Source organism: Microcoleus sp. A2-C3, from assembly GCF_036706065.1.
Lineage (GTDB): Bacteria > Cyanobacteriota > Cyanobacteriia > Cyanobacteriales > Microcoleaceae > Microcoleus.
The window spans coordinates 80,539-99,573 of the sequence record NZ_JAUBVX010000008.1 but is presented as its reverse complement, the minus strand read 5'-3'; the positions used below and the strand labels follow the sequence as shown (position 1 = coordinate 99,573).

Genomic DNA, 19,035 nt, shown 5'->3' with positions numbered 1-19,035 from the left:
GTAGTCGTCGGAGTTGGAGTCGTAGTCGTCGGAGTTGGAGTCGTAGTCGTCGGAGTTGGAGTCGTAGTCGTCGGAGTTGGAGTCGTAGTCGTCGGAGTCGGAGTCGTAGTCGTCGGAGTTGGAGTCGTAGTCGTCGGAGTCGGAGTCGTTTCCGTTCCCGTAGTAGTCGTAATAGTTGTCGTAGTAGTTGTCGTTGTCGTCGGCCTGGGGGCAAACGTCCCACTCACACTGATAAAATCAGTAGCATCGATCAGCGCCGACGGAGTGTTGACCAAAATTGCTAACAGCTTGCCGTCGATCGTAATTACCGTATCTCTGAGATTAGCGCCGTTACCTTGGCTGACTTGCAGTTGACTGAAAGATAAAGTGCTCGGCAGTCCAAAGAAATCCTCAGCCTCATTGTAATCAGTAATTAAAACCAAACTTCCCGGGCCCGCTCCCAATCCAAAGACATCGCTGCCGCTACCGCCAGTCAGAGTATCCGAACCCTCACCTCCAACCAGAGAATCATTACCCTCAGCCCCAAATAAATTATCATTACCGAAACTGCCCAAAATTGTATCGTCGCCCAGACCTCCGACCAAGGAATCATCGGCAAAACCGCCGTCGAGAACATCATTACCTTTGCCCCCAAACAGGAAGTCATTACCTTCATCTCCCATCAGACAGTCGTCGCCTTGATCGCCACGAATGGTATCCAAACCGCTGCCACCAGAAAGTGTATCGTCAGCCTTGCCGCCGAATAGTTGATCGTTGCCGGATTCTCCCAACAGCGAATCGGCGTCAGCATTACCGTACAAAGTGTCGTCGCCGTCGCTGCCGGCCAAATAGTCGTTGCCGTCACCCCCAAACAGTTGATCTCCGCCGCTACCGCCGTTGAGAGAATCGTTCCCGATATCTCCGTAGAGATAGTCGTTATCACCATTCCCAAACACCGAATCGTCTCCGTCACCCCCCACCAGGCTGTCATTGCCAGTACCGCCGGCAATCACATCAAAGCCCGCGTTGCCGCGAATCACGTCGTCGCCGGCATCTCCGAATAAGGTGTCTAACCCATCGTTGCCTTCGATGATGTCGTTGCCTAAACCGCCGAAAATTGAGTCGTCGCCGTTTCCGCCTAAAGCAAAATCGCGGCCTTGGTTGCCAATGAGTTCGTCATTTCCTTCGCCCCCAAACAGCGAATCTGCTCCGTCGCCTCCGAGCAGTTGGTCGTTGCCCGCGTCCCCCTCTAGGGTGTCATCTCCACTGGCGCCCAGGAGCGTGTCATCGCCATCTAAAGCGCGAATTCGATCGCCCTGCGGAGTTCCTAGAATAAAGTCGTTGCTGTCTGTGCCGATCAGATTTGCCATAGGGATACACCGCTCCTCAATAAAAGAATTCTTTAAATTAGGTTAATAGCCTTGGTAGCAGGGCATTACTGCTTGCCTACGTTAGCATAGTTGAGATTTTGGCAATAGTCGCGAAGCAGCGGGGGAGATTGGTGCGAGTGTCTTGATGGGCGATCAATCAATAGGTTTGTAGTGCGGAATGCGAGTCCGCATCAATTTCAGCGGCCTAAAGTCCGCGCTACGAACCTATTTTATTAAATGACGAATGGCTTCTAATTTTGTTCGCTAACAGGTAAAAATATCGCAAATTCAGTGCCACTTCCCCGATCGGAATTCACCTCAATTGTGCCGCCGTGGGTTTCGACTACAATCTGGCGGGCGATCGCCAACCCCAACCCAGTACCTTTTCCTACCGCCTTCGTGGTAAATAAATGGTCAAATATCTTTTGTTTTAGCTCTTCACTCATTCCATTACCATTATCAGAAATGGTAATTTTCACGAAATTGTCGGCAGTTGAAGTGGTAACAGTAATTCGGTTGAGATTGGCTTTAATTGACTGAAAACTTCGTCCAACATTTGACTCATCTAATGCGTCAATGGCATTAGCCAAGATATTCATAAACACCTGATTTAGTTGTCCCGGGAAACACTCGATTTGAGGTAAATTGCCATAGTTGGTAATCACTTCAATAGCGGGACGTTGATCATTGGCTTTCAGACGATGTTTGAGAATCAAAATCGTGCTATCAATGCCTTCATGAATGTTGAAAAGAACTTTATGATCGCGATCTGCACGAGAGAATGTTCGGAGTGAAGTGCTGATCTTACTTAACCTGTCGCACGCGATAGACATGGCATCAATGACTTTTGGGAAGTCTTCCAAGCTATAATTCAAGTCAATTTCTTCGGCATGAGCGATAATTTCCTCAGTTGGCTCTGTTAGCGTTTCTTGATATAGTTCTAAGTGTTCAAGAATGTCATTAAAGGTGGGTTTGGCTTGGTGGAGACTAGCAGAAATAAAACCCAAAGGATTATTCATTTCGTGAGCTACCCCAGCCACAAGATTACCCAGTGCGGACATTTTTTCACTTTGGACTATTTGTAATTGAGCGTTTTGTAACTCGGTTAATGCTTCTGCTAAATCTTGCGTCTTTTGCTGCACAGCAAGTTCTGCTCGCTTGCGATCGCTAATATCAATTACCACTCCATCCCATAAGATTGCACCATCTGCTTGACGCGCTGGCCTAGCAGCACAGCAAACCCATTTTACGATTCCTGAAGGCACAATAATACGCCATTCTTGCTCAAATGGTGTTAGATTTTGGCCAGAGGCGATCATTACTTGTGTAATAGTTAGGTCATCATCAGGATGATGCATAGCGTTAAGACTATGTACACCTGACATTACTAACTCTGGTGCTAACTCATATAAGTCGAAACAGCCAGAGCTGACATAAGGTGTTGAAATTGAACCGTCAGCCCCCAGACGTAATTGGTACACCGTACCAGGAATATTATTTGCCAAATTTTGGAAACGGATTTCACTCGCCTGCAATTTTGCTAGAGATTGTGCTAACTGTTGTGTATATTTTTGAGAATTTTCATAGAGTCGCGCATTTTCTAGGGAAATAGCAGCTTGAGCGCATAGCAAATTGAGCAGTTCCACGCGATCGCTTGTAAATGCCCCAACCGTTAGGTTATTTTCCAAGTATAAAATTCCAATCAACTTACCTTGATTGAGAATTGGACTGCAAAGGACACTTTTAGGCTGGTGCTGTGCAATATATCGATCGCCACAAAACTCAGCATTTACCCTCGCATCAACCAGTACCAGAGGTTTCAAACTCCGCTTAACAGTATTCACCAAAGCGATCGCCACATCCTGACTTGATTCTAGCGGCATCGGTGGTAAGATCTGCGGTTCTTGTCCCTCTTCCATAAAGGCTGCTACCTGTAACTCAGTATCTTGTTTTAGCAGTAAGACGCACTTACTTGCTCCAGCATTTGTGACCACTATTTGTAATAGAGTAGTCAATAGTTTATCAAGTTCCATCTCCCCAGAAATGACTTGAGAAGCCTTGAACATAGTTGCCAAATCTAGAACTTCATAGGCACTGCTAGAAGTGTTACTGGAAGCGATCGTTCCTCGCGTAATATTTTCCTTGAAAGAGGTAGAGAATCGGGATTGCTGAAGGAGAGGATCGAGGAGTTGGGGATAACGTTTTTCTAAATAAATAACTTTGGCTTTAGCTCCCCATCGGGCATAACAGTAATACGCCTCAATCATGTAGGCTTGAGCGACCTTTTCTTTACCCCAATTCAGATAAAACTTAGCGGTCAGTTCATTGGCCAGTCCTTCTTCGTTGAGAAACTGATTTTCTTGAGCTAGGGATATGGCGTGATCGTACAACTCTATTGCATCGGCTTTATTACCCAAAATCCGATATTTTTCTGCTTCAACTAAATACCATTTATGCAAATAATTCATAGGAGCATTTTTCGCCCACTGGTGCAGAGTAGTTTGATGAGTTTCCACCAGGGCGAGTATTTCGGATGGCTCTTGCTCTGGCTTTGTGGGGAAAATTGCTAGGTGCGTCAAGGCTGCATAGAAATGAAAAATTGGAACTTGAATCAATCCGGATATTGCCATCAAATATGGCTGCGTTTTGGCAATGTAGTCTAAGGCAGACGTATTGTTGCCAAAAGAATAGGCAAGTAATAGTTTATAAACATAGGCTTTAGCGATCGCCGTGAGTTCATTATTCTGATGATGCTTAGGAAGCATCACCGTTTCATCGTAGGTCGGGCCGATTAAGCAATCCGATAGAATACAGACTTTCCTCAAGTTATTAACAGTCTGCTGCATCATATCAAAATAAGCCTGAGCCGAATATTGTTTCGCCTGTGCCATAACAGCACTATAAGTTGTTATTTCGGTCTCCCAATTCTCCAGTTCCACCCCTCCGAAAAGGTTGGATTCTAGGTAATTGAGTATGCTATAGCCAGATTGTAAAAAATTTCCTGTTTCTATAGCAGCCGTATAGCTACCTTTCAGCGTCGGTATCGTTGCCCTTATAGGTTCTTGGTGATGCTGAATAAAGCTCCCAAAAAAAGCGGGAATTGTGGCATTTAGTTCGCGTACATTGAATCGATTGAGCACATTCATCGCCAATTTACCAAAGCTATAGCCCGTTTCCACATCTCCCAAAAAGGCACACAATACCATTCCGTGAATTGCGTATCCCACAGTCGATGCGGGTGCATTCCCAAATTCGATCGATAAACTCACCATCCTGGAGCTAAGCACGGGTAGCAATCCCGGCATTCCCAGAAAAACGGGGGGAAATAAAGTTCCCAATAGTTGTATTGCTGCCTGAGTTGTCGCATCACTCATCATTGGTAGGTCAACCAATTCTTCAATCCGTCTACCCTGGAGTTGGCTGGCAAGGTTTTGTAGTGCTTTGCCAATTTTGGTTTCATCAGTTTCGGTGGGGAGTTTAACACCCAATTGCTCCAGTGCATCTCTTCCTATTGCGATCGCTTCTAACATCTGGCTTTGGGCTGTCTGGGCGCCGATTGAAATTTCGTAAATTTTAACTTTATCTAAAATCGTCTGAGCTTTTTGTAACACCTGTTCTGCCATTTTTTCCATGCCATCAAAGTCAGCATTCAAATAGGCAGCTTCGGCAGATGCAACATAGAGATTTAGAGTTAATTCATACTGATCAACCCAGCAATTGATTGTGAGTAAATCAATCCCTATTTGCAGATATATCCTTGCTGCTGTGTATGCCGTAGAACTTCTGGCTTTACGTCCAGCTTTTAAGTTTAGTTGAGCTAATGCTTCTCGTTCACTAGGTTTCTCTATCGACTCAATTCCCAAATTCAAATGCCCGACAATATCAAACAGTTTTTCCTCTGGCTCTATCTCTGAGGAATTTTGTAGGAGTAATTGTCCGATTTTGAGATGAGTTGCTTGTTTTTGATCTTCAGGAATTAGCGAATAAGCAGCTTGTTGGACGCGATCGTGCAAAAACCGATAAGTCGGATTAGCCGCTGCACTAAAAACCAATTCATTATCAGATTGAGTAAAAAACTTATAAGCTTCTGTAGTCGGAATAATCAAGCCCTCTTGCAAAGATTTCCATAAAGCAGTAGCAGCAACTTCTGGCGACTTTTCACTGACAATTGCCAAAGTAGCTAAATCAAACTGCGCTCCAATACAAGCGGCTAATTTAAGAATATCCTGAGTTTCTATCGGCAATTTCTGCAATTGCAACGCCATAAACTCTACTACATCATCGGTGAGTGCTAAGGCTTTGATTTGTGCAATATCACACTGCCACCCCCCTTGTCTTCCCTCTTTGATCCTCCCCCTTGACAAGGGGAAGCCGGATGGGGTGGGGGACTGAGGGGGGTCAAAAGTAATCAGCCCATCGTCATGTAACGCCTTGAGGAATTGCGTAGCAAAAAATGGATTACCTTGAGTTTTTTGATATACCAGTTTTTTCAGAGGTTTGGAAATCTCTGGTTCGCAACTAAGAGTATCTGAAATCAATTGATTAATGTCATCTTTTTGCAAGGGAGCTAAGGTAATTATATTCACTGTTGCCCCCGTTTTTTGAATATCATCCACTGTCAAAATAAATGGATGAGTAGGAGAAACTTCGTTATCCCGATAAGCACCTAACACCAATAAATGTCCCGTATCTTCCATCAACAGTTGCAACAATTTCAATGATGCCGAATCTACCCACTGCAAATCATCTAAAAACATTACTAAAGGATGTTCGGCTTGTGTAAATACTTGCACAAATTTTTGCATCAGCATATTGAAGCGATTTTGGGCTGCATTTCCCGATAGTTCTGGTGCTATTTGCTGTTTACCAATGATGCGTTCTAACTCAGGAATTACATCAATCAAGACTTGTCCGTTATCGCCAACTGCTGTCAAAATCTTGCTTTTCCATATTTGTAACTGAGTATCTGATTCTGATAACAATTGCCCCATCAAATCGCGGAAGGCTTGCAGAAAGGCTGAAAAGGGAATATTACGCTGAAATTGGTCGTATTTGCCTTTGATGAAATAGCCCCGTTGTCTGACAATTGGCTTGTGAACTTCATTTACTACCGCCGTTTTACCAATCCCAGAAAACCCTGCCACTAGCATCATTTCTACCCCCCTATGTCCCCCCTTATTAAGGGGCGACTCAGGGGGGTTAGCGACTCGTTCAAACGCAGCTAATAGATTATCAACTTCAATTTTTCTACCGTAGAGTTTTTCTGGTATGAGGAATCGGTCTGTAATATCTCCCAGTCCTAATTTAAAGGTGTCAATGTTACCCGTTTTTTCTAGTTGAGCTAGACAAATCTCTAAATCATGTTTTAATCCTAATGCACTCTGATAGCGGTGTTCGGCATTTTTTGCCATCAATTTACTTATCATTTGTGACAAAATTATGGGAATTTTGCTATTAATTTGATGGATGGGTATTGACTGTTTTGCTAGATGACAATGCACCAATTCCATTGCATCGTCAGAGATAAATGGTAACTGTCCTGTTAATAATTGATAAAAGGTGACACCAAGGGCATAAAAGTCGCTACGATAGTCAATGCCTCGATTCATCCGTCCGGTTTGTTCTGGAGAGAGATAGGCTAATGTTCCTTCTAAGACATTAAGATTCTGGATTTCTTGGGTTTCTCGTGGCAGCAGGGAAGAAATGCTAAAGTCAATTAGTTTAATTTGTTTGGTGTCGGGATTAATCAGAATATTAGCGGGTTTAATATCTTTGTGAATGACTCGATTTTGAGAGAGATAGTTTAGAATATCTGTCAGTTGTATACCCAGGTTGAGAAATTCTGCTAAAGATAAAGATTTAGCAAGTTGGTTTTGATCGGTTGCTACTTGGAGATAAGCAGATAGAGAAATCCCGCCAAAGTCCTCCATCACTAAGGCATAGCCATTTTGATATGGTTCTAGACTGTAGGTTTGGATAATCAGGGGGGAGTTAAGGTTTTTAGCAATAGTGTATTGATTGCGAAACTGCACCAGTTCGCTGAAGGTGGGATACTCGTTTTTCAGTAGTTTGATAATAACCGGTAGTTGGTCATCGGTACGGATGGCTTGATAAACTAAGGTGCGAGTCCCGTCATAAATTGTTTGAATAATTTGATAGTTGAAAATTTGACTGTTTGTGCTTTGGTTCTGATTTTGGTGGGAGTTATTCATGGCTATTCTTTCCATAAAATTAGTGAGTGGTTTGTTAATGAGTATGAAAGTCAGGAAAAAAATTAACTGTTTCGCTCTACTTAAGTTGGTAAGCTGATGATAAATTCTGTTCCCGCTCCCGGTGTTGAATTGACGTGAATTGAACCGCCGTGTTTGTCCACCACAATTTGCCGCGCGATCGCCAATCCTAATCCTGTTCCTTTACCAACAGCTTTAGTCGTAAACAAATGCTCGAAAATTTTTTGTTTTACCTCTTCATTCATTCCTTTTCCATTGTCAACAATAGTGATTTTAACGAGATTATTTTCTACGAAGCTTGTAATAAAAATGCAGTTATGATTAGCCTGGATTTCGGCAAAAGTCCGACCTATATTTGATTCATCTAACGCATCGATCGCATTAGCTATAATATTCATAAACACCTGATTTAATTGTCCGGGGAAGCATTCGATCGCCGGAATATTCCCGTAGTTGGTGACAACTTCAATCGCGGGACGAGTATCATTGGCCTTGAGGCGATGGCGTAAAATCAAGATGGTGCTATCAATCCCTTCATGGATGTTGAACTTTTGTTTTTGGTCGCTATCGGCACGGGAGAAAGTGCGGAGACTCTTGCTGATGCTGGTGATGCGATCGCCCCCATCTTTCATCGCTCTGATTAACTTGGGTAAATCAGAGCGTAAATATTCTAGGTCAATTGTCTCTAATTCTTCTTCAATGGTGGGGCTAGGTTGCGGGAGTTCCTCTTGATAGAGGTCAATCAGCCCAAATAGATCATTGATGGAATCTTGGACAGCACCAACGTTGCCAATAATACAGCCGACGGGATTGTTGATTTCGTGAGCGACACCGGCAACTAAGTTCCCCAAGGCTGACATTTTTTCACTTTGGACTATTTGTAATTGAGCATTTTGCAGGTCGGTGAGGGTCTGCTTGACTTGATTGTAAAGCCGGGCATTTTCTAGAGAAATAGCCACTTGGGAGCAGAGAAAGTCGAGAATAATGATGCGATCGCTGGTAAACACACCACTGGTTAAGCGATTGTTGAGATACAAAATACCGACCAAATTTCCTTGATTGAGAACGGGTAAACACAGCACACTTTTAGGCTGCTGTAGTGTCAAATAATTATCAATTACGGGTAAATCGGTTTCTAGATCGTCAATCACCACGACTTTGTGAGTGTTTTTGACATATTGAATCAGTTTGACGGGGAGATTGGGGTTGTTTTCCAGGGGTTCGGAGTAGAGTAGAGTTTCGGTGGGTGTGGCGATCGCCCGCACTTCCCAGACTTGATTCTCCGAAGGTAAGATTAACGCACAGCGATCGCCCCCCGAATTTTGCAGAATAACTTGGGTCAGTTGGTGGATCAGATCCTCTAACTGAATCGTCCTCGAAAGTGCTTGGGAGGCTTTGAGAATGGCAGCAAAATCGAGGGTTGTATTGATGCTGGAACTGCTAGAACTTTTGCGGGTGTTGGAGTGAAGGGAATAGCCGGGAGATGCGATCGTTGTTAGTGTGCCTAACATTGTCACCGAGGGTTCGGACTGCTGCAAAATCGGGCGGAGCAATTCGGGATAGCGGTTTTCCAAATCATCAGTTTTGGCTTTGGCTCCCCAACGGGAATAACAGTAATAGGCTTCCTGCATATAACCTGCGGCAACTTTCTCTTTACCCCAGTTGAGATAGAATTTGGCTGCTAGTTCGTTGGCTAAAGCTTCTTCGTTAATATATTCGTTGGCTTTTGCTCCAAAAATGGCGCGATCGTAGTAATCCCCTGCTTCATAATTTTTGCCTAAGACTCGACATTTTTCTGCTGCTACCAAATCCACCTTATGTTGGTGATTCATCGGGGCATTCTGCGCCCAGCGATGCAAAATTATTTCATGGCTTGCTGCTCGCTCAAGTATTTCGGCTTGCTCTGGTTCTGGCTGGATGGGGAAGAGTGCCAGATGAGTTAGCGCGGCATAAAAATGGAAACTGGGAATAAAAACCATTCCCGATACTGCCATCAAATGGGACTTGACTGGGGTGATGTAGTTCAAGGCAGCCTGATAATTGCCAAAGTAGTAGGCAAGCAGCAGTTTGTAGATGTAGACAATGGCGATCGAGGTAAGATCGTTATCTTGCTGGTGCTTCGGCAGCATCAGCGTCTCATCATAGATAGTGCCAGTTAAGCAATCTGGTTGGCTCACCGTTTCTCTCAAATGCTCCAACGTTTGTCGCACCATGTCCGAATAAATATGCGCCGAATCTTGTTTGATCTGAGCTAGGACAACATTGTAAGCAGCCAATTCGGATAACAATGCGTCCACCTCTACACCTGCAAACAGCGCATTATAGGCGTAACCTGTTACGTTGTAGCCAGCGTAGAGAAAATTGCCTGTTTCTATGCCAGTGGTGTAGCCATCTTTCAGCGTCGGTAGCGTTGCCAATACCGCTTGCTGATGATGTTGGATAAAAGCCCCAAATAAGTTTAGAGTGAGGGACTTCATGGACTGAGCATTCAACCTCTCCACCAACGAGAGTGCTAATCTACCAAACTCGTAGCCTGTTTCGACTTCGCCCAAAAAGGCACACAGCACCATGCCATGAAGCCCATATCCTGCCGTCGAGGCGGGGGCATTGCCAAACTGGAGCGACAACTTCACCATCGTTGCGCCCAAGAGGGGCAGTAAACCTGGCATTCCCACCAATAGGGGTGCAAACAATACTCCTAATAGTTGCATGGCGGCGATTGCAGTGCGATCGCTCATCACAGGCAAATCAATCAACTCGCTAATTTCTCTTCCCCGGAGTTGGCTGCCAATATCTTGTAAGGCTTTACCAATCTTGGCTTCGTCTACTTCCGTGGCGAGTTCTACTCCTAATTGGGCTAGGGCGTTTCTTCCCACTGCGATCGCCTCTAATATTTTGTTTTGGGATGTTTGTGCAGCGATTTGAATTTCGTAAATTTTCACTTTGTCAAAAATTGTCTGCGCCTGCTGCAATACTAATGCAGCAAGATGTTCCATATCCTCAAAATCACCACTCAAATGGCTTGCTTCCGTTGCCGCCACATGGAGATTCAAGGCTAATTCGTACTCTGTTTTCCAGCAGTCTGGTTGTAATAGCTCAATCCCTGTTTTTAGATAACCCCTTGCGGCGGCGTAGGCTGTAGAATTTCTGGCTTTTTTCCCAGCTTTTAAATTAAGTTGAGCTAAGGCTTCTCGTTCCTGCGATTGTGTGATTAATTCAATTCCTTCATTTAAATGTCTAACAATATCAAACAGTTTTTCTTCCTGCTCTAATTGCGAACAACTATCCAATAGTAATTGTCCAATTTTGAGATGGGTTACTTGTTTTTTTGCTTCTGGAATCAAGGAATAAGCAGCTTGTTGGACGCGATCGTGGAGGAACTTATAATTGAGCGTTTCAGTTTGTGTGTTTTGGGTTATATCCAGTTCGCCCACATAGAACTTATAAATTTCACTTTGGGGGATGATCAACCCTTCCTGTAAGGCTTTCCAGAGGGCGACGGCGGCATCAGATTCAGATTGCTCAGAGACGATCGCCAGCGTATTCAAATCGAACTGTGCGCCAATACAAGCGGCTAATTTGAGAATATCTTGGGTATAATTCGGCAGTTTTTGTAACTGTGATGCCATAAATTCCACGACATCATCAGTGACTGCTAAGGCTCTGACTTGAGCAATATCGCACTGCCAATGCCCCAAGTTGCGATCGAACTGAATCAATCCATCTTGATACAATGCTTTGAGAAACTGAGTAGCAAAAAAGGGATTACCTTTTGTTTTGACAGCAATCAGTTCTGCTAAGGCTTGTGCGCTCAAGATATGGCAGTTGAGAGTGTCAGCAACTAGCTTGTTCAAGCTACCTTGACTGAGGGGATGTAAGGTAATCGTATTGATGGTGGCGTTGGCGATCGCATCCAATGTCAACATTAAGGGATGCACTGGTGAAACTTCATTATCTCTGTAAGCCCCGATCATCAATAAATAGTGGCTGTCCAACTCATTCATCAAGATTTGCATCAAATTGAGTGAGGCAGAATCAGCCCACTGTAAATCATCCAAAAATATCACTAAGGGATGTTCTTTAGTTGTGAAGACTTGAATGAACTTCTGAAATAGTAAATTAAATCTATTTTGTGCCGCCGTTCCTGATAATTCTGGCGCAGGTACTTGCTTACCAATGATGCGTTCTAATTCGGGAATCACCTCAATCATTACCTGTCCATTGTCACCTAACGCCTGAAGAATCTGAGTTTTCCAGATGTGTAATTCGCGATCGCTTTCACTAAGCAACTGCCACATTAAATCGCGGAATACTTGCACAAAGGCAGAGAAGGGAATATTGCGGTTGAATTGGTCAAATTTGCCTTTGATAAAATAACCGCGTTGCCGCACAATGGGTTTATGAACTTCGTTGATAACTGCGGTTTTTCCAATTCCCGAAAACCCAGCTACCAGCATCATTTCTGTTGCACCTTGGCTAACACGTTCAAACGCTTGGAGTAGGGTTGATACTTCGGCTTCTCTTCCATAAAGTTTGTCAGGGATGATAAAGCGATCGCACTGATCCCTCATCCCAACATCAAAGTTATCAATCGAACCCGTTTCTTGAATTTGAGTTAAACATTTTTCTAAATCAAACTTTAGTCCCAATGCACTCTGATATCTATCTTCGGCATTTTTTGCCATCAATTTGCTGACGATTTCTGAGACTACAGACGGAATTTCTGGATTAATTTCATGTACTAGGGGTGGAAGTTTCCCAATATGACAATGCACCAACTCCATCGGATCGTTTGATTGAAATGGTAAAACTCCAGTGAGTAACTCGTAGAAAGTTACACCCAAAGAATAGAAATCTGTGCGGTAGTCGATTCCCCGGTTCATTCTCCCTGTTTGTTCTGGAGAAATATAAGCTAGTGTCCCTTCTAAAACATTAGGATTGACAAGTGTCTGTGTTTCTCGTGGGAGTAAAGATGCTATACTAAAGTCAATTAATTTGACTTGTTTGGTTTCAGGATTAATAAGAATATTGGCGGGTTTGATGTCTTTATGTATAATCCGCTCCCGGTACAATAGATCTAAGGTGTTGCACAGTGCGATCGCTAAAGTTAAAAACTCGTGTAAAGATTGTAGATTACCGCTCATTGCCCATTCTTTCAGAGAAATCCCCCCAAAGTCTTCCATGACTAAGGCATAGCCATTTTGATAGGGCTCCAGGCTATAGGTCTGGATAATTCCAGGTTGATGAAGGTTTTTGGAAATGGTATACTGGTTGCGAAACTGCACCAGTTCGCTGAAAGTTGGATACTCATTTTTCAGGAGTTTAATGACGACAGGTAGTCGATCTTTTGTACGGATGGCCCGATATACTACGGTTCGACTCCCTGAATAAACGGTTTCGACAATTTGATAGTTGGGAATTTGATAGGTTGTCGTTAGGTTGTGGTTTGTGGAGGAGTTATTCATTGTTATTATTGGCGGAAAGTTAATGATGGGTTTGTTGAATGAGTCTGAATGTCAGGGAAAAGTTTATCTGTTTATCTTCCCTAAAGGGGTAAGGTGATGATAAATTCTGTTCCCGATCCCAGTATAGAATTAACGTTCAGGGAACCGCCATGTTTTTCGACCACAATAGACTTTGCGATCGCCAATCCCAATCCTGTTCCTTTGCCAACGGCTTTTGTAGTAAACAAATGGTCAAATATTTTTTGTTTTACCTCTGAATTCATCCCCTTTCCATTATCAGTAATAGTGATTTTAACCAGATTATTTTCGACGGAGGTTGTAATGGAAATGCAGTTAAAATTCGCCTGAATATCGGCAAAAGTCCGACCTATATTTGATTCATCCAACGCATCTATCGCATTGGCAAGAATATTCATAAACACCTGATTTAATTGACCGGGAAAGCAATTGATCGCCGGAATTTTCCCGTAGTTTGTGACAACTTCAATCGCCGGACGAGTCTCATTAGCTTTGAGGCGATGGCGTAAAATCAAGATGGTACTATCAATCCCTTCGTGGAGGTTGAACTTTTGTTTTTGGTCGCTATCAGCACGGGAGAAAGTGCGGAGACTCTTGCTGATGCTGGTGATGCGATCGCCTCCATCTTTCATTGCTCTGATTAACTTGGGTAAATCAGAGCGTAAATATTCTAGGTCAATTGTCTCTAATTCCTCTTCAATTTCAGTCCCTGGTTGAGGAAATTTATCGTTGTAGAGGTCAATCAGCCCAAATAGGTCATTGATGGAATCTTGGACAGCACCAACGTTGCCAATAATACAGCCGACGGGATTGTTGATTTCGTGGGCTACCCCGGCGACTAAGTTCCCCAAGGCTGACATTTTTTCACTTTGGACAATTTGGAGCTGGGCTTGCTGTAACGAGTTTAAGGCATTTTCTAAGGCAAGGGATTTCTGCTGTAGGGCAATTTCTGCTTGTTTGCGATCGCTAATATCCAAAAATAATCCATCCCAGACTATTGAACCATCAGCCCGCTTTTCAGTTCTTGATTCCCCATGAATCCACTTAACAGTTCCAGATGACGTGACAATCCTCCCTTCCCACTCCCAAGGAGCTTGGGTTTTCATAGCCTGATTCGTGACCTGCTGATAACTTGCCATATCCTCTGGATGCACCAGATTCTCGAAAAACTCGACATTAGACATGGCTTGCTCAGGGGTAATTTCTAGTAAGCTGTAACAGTCAGCACTGATGTAGTTCAGTGACAGCATCCCCTCGGTACTCATGTGGGATTGATAAACTATCCCCGGTAAATTGTCTACCAAGTTATGGAAGCGAGACTGAGCGGCACTTAACTCATTAAACGATCGCTCTAGTTGTTGAGCATAATGCTGCGATCGCTCATAAAGTTGGGCATTTTCTAGGGAAATAGCAGCTTGAGCGCATAGCAAATTGAGCAGTTCCACGCGATCGCGCGTGAACGCCCCCGTTGCTAAATTATTTTCTAAATATAAAATACCCATCAACTTCCCTTGATGCAAAATCGGGCTGCACAAAATACTATACGGCTGCTGACGAATGATATACGGGTCATTAGCTAAAGTCAGATCGGCAGTCGCATCAACTATTACAGTAGTCTGCCTGTTGTGCTTGACTTTGTAAATCAATTTCAGGGGAATATCTTGACTCTCTTCAATAGGAAAGCGCTGCAACACGACTGGCTCTGTCCCCAGGGTGATCGAGCCTTTAATTAGCAGGCGATCGTCTCGCAAGAGCATTAACACACATTTATCAGCTCCAGCATTTTCGATGACAATAGAAAGTAACGATGAAAGTAGTTTGGACAGTTCAATTTCGCCTGAGATAGCTTGGGAAGCTTTGAGAATAGCAGCTAAATCTAAAACCCCAGAGACACTGCTACTGCTGGATGTAGCGGAAATTGTGGATGTCACACTCCCCAAGGCGAAGATAGTTTCGTGCGTTGACAGGGGAGAACGGGTTTGTTGGAGGATGGGAGCAAGCAGTTGCCGATAGCGTCTTTCCAAGTCGGCAACTTTAGCTTTAGCGCCCCAACGAGCATAGCCATAGTAGGCGTTCGTCATGTATTCCCCAGCGATGCGCTGTTTATCCCAGTCGAGGTAAAATTTAGCTGCCAGTTCATTAGCTAAGGCTTCTTCGTGAATAAATTCATTGGCTTTTGCACCGATAATCGCTTTGTCGTAGAGTTCCATTGCTTCTAATTTTTGTCCCAACACCCGACATTTTTCTGCTTCCACTAAATCGACTTTATGTTGATGGTTCATGGGAGCATTATTTGCCCATTGTTGTCGCAGTTTAGTTTGGTTTTTTTCTACTCGTTGGCCAATTTCTGAACTCGCGAAGAGAGCGCAATTTCGATCTTGCAACTTCCACATCGCTAAAGCCATTAAAGAATCATAAAAATAAAATAGCGGTTCGCCAATACTTCCCGTAGCAGCTATAACAAAACGCCCAGCCTCAACAGCACAGTTTTGTGCCGCTTCGATGTCTTCAAAAAGGTAACATAACATGAGCTTGTATAAATGGAAGAAATACAAGCCATACAAATCATTGGCAGACTGTAGCAAAAACTCCGCTTCTTGCAGGGCTTCTCCAGACAACACTCCGGGATGTTCCGCAGTGCCCAGCAAATTTAACATAGATTGCCAATGGATTCGACACCAACTGGCCGGTATCAATTGATTAAAATATACCAATCCTTTGTAATAGGCGCGAGTTTCTTGTTCTAAGGAGGCTAGAGGCTGACCACACCAAAAAGAAGTGAGACAAAACTGGTGAGCCGCGTAGCCGACAAATTCTAAATTGCCCACTTCGAGGGCGGTCTCATATCCTTCTTGTAAGACTCCTAGAATTTCCCGAACGGGAGCATTACGGTGTAATAGAGAGACTCCCACCATCACCAACACTTCCGGTTTGACTGTTTTAGCATTTAAGTCGGAGACGAGTTGGAGGGCTAACCGACCGAATTTCACCCCGGCGATCGCATCTTGTAAAATATTGCAAGTAATGAGTCCGTAAGCCGCATAACCAAAAGCAGAGGCGGCGGTATTGCCATATTGAATCGATTGTTTGACAGATAAGGCCGCCACGAGGGAATATAAAGGAGAACCGCAGATATAAGCGGCGGGCATAATACAATTTGCAAGTTCGACAATGGCAATATTTTGCCGATCTGTCATCTGAGGAAGGTGGATTAATGCTTCAATATTCCGTCCTTCCATCAATTGAGTTACTTCTGTAAGAGACTGCTGAATCTCTTCTTCCGTGGGGCATTCGGGGAGAACAACTCCCAATTTACTCAAAAAGTCTAGAGCGATCGCGATCGCTTCGGCGGGTTGTTTTTGGGCAATTTTGGCGAAAATGGTGGTTAAGCAGGCATTAACCTGCTCGATGGGCGATCGCGTTTGGGAAAAAATCGTTTCGACCCACTGCTCCATCTCTGAAAAATCCCCCCACAGAGAAGCCAATTCTGCCGCAAGGTCGTGGAAAGTGAGGGTAAGATCGTAGTGCTGTTGCCAAGCTGTTTCTCCTAATAAAGACAAGCCAATGCGGGCATATTCGCGACCAGCTTGGTAGGCCGTTGCACTTCGGGCTTTGCGACAGGCTATCAAATTTAATTTAGCCAGTTCATCTCGTTCTTTTTGTTCGCTAATTAATGCCGTTCCATAGTTTAATTGATCAACTAATTCAAAGATTCGCTCTTCTCTGACTTCTGGTGATATTTTAGCAAGCAGCAGTTGTCCAATTTGGTAATGAGTCGTCTGTTTTTGGTCATCGGGAATCAGGGAATAGGCAGCCTGCTGTACTCGATCGTGTAAAAATTTGTATGTAACAGTCTGTTTATTTTCTTGAGGAACTGCTAGAGTTTCTTGCCCGACATAAAACTTATAAACATCACTAATCGGTAAAATCAACCCTGACTGTAATGCTTTCCACAAAGAATCTGCTGTTTCTACCTCTGACTGTTCTGAAACAATTGCCAAAGTTGCTAGATCGAACTGATTGCCAATACAAGCTGCTAGTTGTAACACCTGTTGAGTTGATGGCGGTAGTTTTCCTAATTGCAATGCCATAAAGGCCACAATGTCATCTGTAACCGCTTGCTGAGTTACCTGTGTAATGTCACATTCCCAACACCCCAACTCAAAGTTAAATTCAATCAGCTTATCTTGATGCAATGCTTTGAGAAACTGAGTCGCAAAAAATGGATTACCTTGTGTTTTTTTAGATATGAGTTGAGAAAGATTCCATGCTAATTTTTCTGGACATTTCAGGGTGTCCGCAACTAATTGATTTATTTGGATTTCACTCAGAGGTGCTAGAGTAATCGTATCAATCGTGCCTTGTGTTTTGGCAATTTCACTCAAAGTCAACATCAATGGATGTGCTGGATTGACTTCGTTATCACGGTATGCACCAATTAAGAACAGATGGCTTGTATCAGCCATTAATAACTGCATTAAATTCAGTGATGCTGAATCAGCCCATTGCAAATCATCTAAGAACATCACTAAGGGATGTTCAATGCTTGTAAAAACTTGGGTAAATTTCTGGAACAATAAATTAAATCTATTCTGTGCCGCCGTTCCTGATAATTCCACTGCTGGTGATTGCTTACCAATAATCCGTTCTAATTCCGGGATGACTTCAATAATTACCTGTCCATTTTCGCCAACAGCATCTAATATTTGGTTTTTCCATTGCTGGATTTGTGCGTCACTTTCGGTTAGCAATTGCTCCATTAAATCCCGGAATGCTTGGACAAATGCACTGAAGGGAATATTCCGCTGAAATTGGTCATATTTCCCTTTAATAAAATAACCGCGTTGCCGCACAATGGGTTTATGAACTTCGTTGACTACTGCTGTTTTACCAATCCCAGAAAAACCAGCTACCAGCATCATTTCCGTTGCACCAAGGCTGACTCTTTCAAATGCTTGGAGGAGGGTTGATACTTCAGCTTCTCGTCCATAAAGTTTGTCAGGGATGATAAAGCGATCGCACTGATCCCTCTGAGCTATTTCAAAACTCTGAATTTCACCAGTTTCTTTGAGTTGAGTTAAACATTTTTCTAAATCATATTTCAACCCTAAAGCACTTTGATATCTATCTTCAGCATTTTTCGCCATCAGTTTCATGACGATATCACAAAGGACTTGGGGAATAGGAAAATCAACCTCACCCGCCAACGGCAACCTGTTGGGGTGAGGTTGATTCATATTTGGTGCTGGTTTCGCAATATGATAATGTACTAATTCCATCGCATCATTTGATTGAAAAGGTAATTCTCCTGTCAGTAATTCGTAGAAAGTTACACCCAAGGAATAAAAATCTGTACGGTAGTCAATTCCCCGATTCATCCTTCCTGTTTGTTCGGGAGAAATATAAGCAAGTGTTCCTTCTAAAACATTGGGGTTAAGCAGGGATTGGGTTTCTCGTGGTAGCAGAGATGCAATACTGAAGTCAATTAATTTAACTTGCTTTGTTTCAGGATTAATAAGAATATTGGCGGGTTTGATGTCTTTATGTATAATCCGCTCCCGATACAATATATCTAAGGTGTTGCACAGTGCGATCGCTAAAGTTAAAAACTCCTGTACTGATTGTAGATTTCCGCTCATTGCCCATTCTTTCAGAGAAATCCCCCCAAAGTCTTCCATGACTAAGGCATAGCCATTTTGATAGGGCTCCAGGCTATAGGTCTGGATAATTCCAGGTTGATGAAGGTTTTTGGAAATGGTATACTGGTTGCGAAACTGCACCAGTTCGCTGAAGCTAGGATACTCATTTTTCAGCAGTTTGATGACGACAGGTAGTCGATCTTTGGTACGAAGGGCTCGGTAGACTACGGTTCGACTTCCTGAATAAACAGTTTCAACAATTTGATAGTGGGGAATTTGATGGGTTGTCGTTAGGTTGTAGTTTGTGGAGGAGTTATTCATTGTTATTATTGGC

4 protein-coding genes are annotated in these 19,035 nt (G+C 43.4%); all 4 read right to left on the bottom strand.

The features are described 5' to 3' along the window. Positions 1–1,349: calcium-binding protein (locus QUB66_RS06950; protein ID WP_332967011.1), on the bottom strand; the 1,349-nt coding region annotated here is incomplete at its 3' end. A gap of 251 nt (positions 1,350–1,600) precedes the next feature. Beyond that, positions 1,601–7,561: a trifunctional serine/threonine-protein kinase/ATP-binding protein/sensor histidine kinase gene (locus QUB66_RS06945; RefSeq protein ID WP_332967009.1), complete on the bottom strand. Its 5,961-nt coding sequence runs from the start codon at positions 7,559–7,561 to the stop codon at positions 1,601–1,603. An 80-nt stretch (positions 7,562–7,641) separates the two neighbouring features. Then, positions 7,642–13,044, bottom strand: a complete 5,403-nt coding sequence (locus tag QUB66_RS06940; RefSeq protein ID WP_332967008.1) for a trifunctional serine/threonine-protein kinase/ATP-binding protein/sensor histidine kinase — start codon at positions 13,042–13,044, stop codon at positions 7,642–7,644. Between the two features lie 80 nt (positions 13,045–13,124). Continuing rightward, a complete protein-coding gene (locus QUB66_RS06935) occupies positions 13,125–19,022 on the bottom strand; it encodes an AAA family ATPase (protein WP_332967007.1) in 5,898 nt (1,965 codons plus the stop codon). Positions 19,023–19,035: the final 13 nt, after the last annotated feature.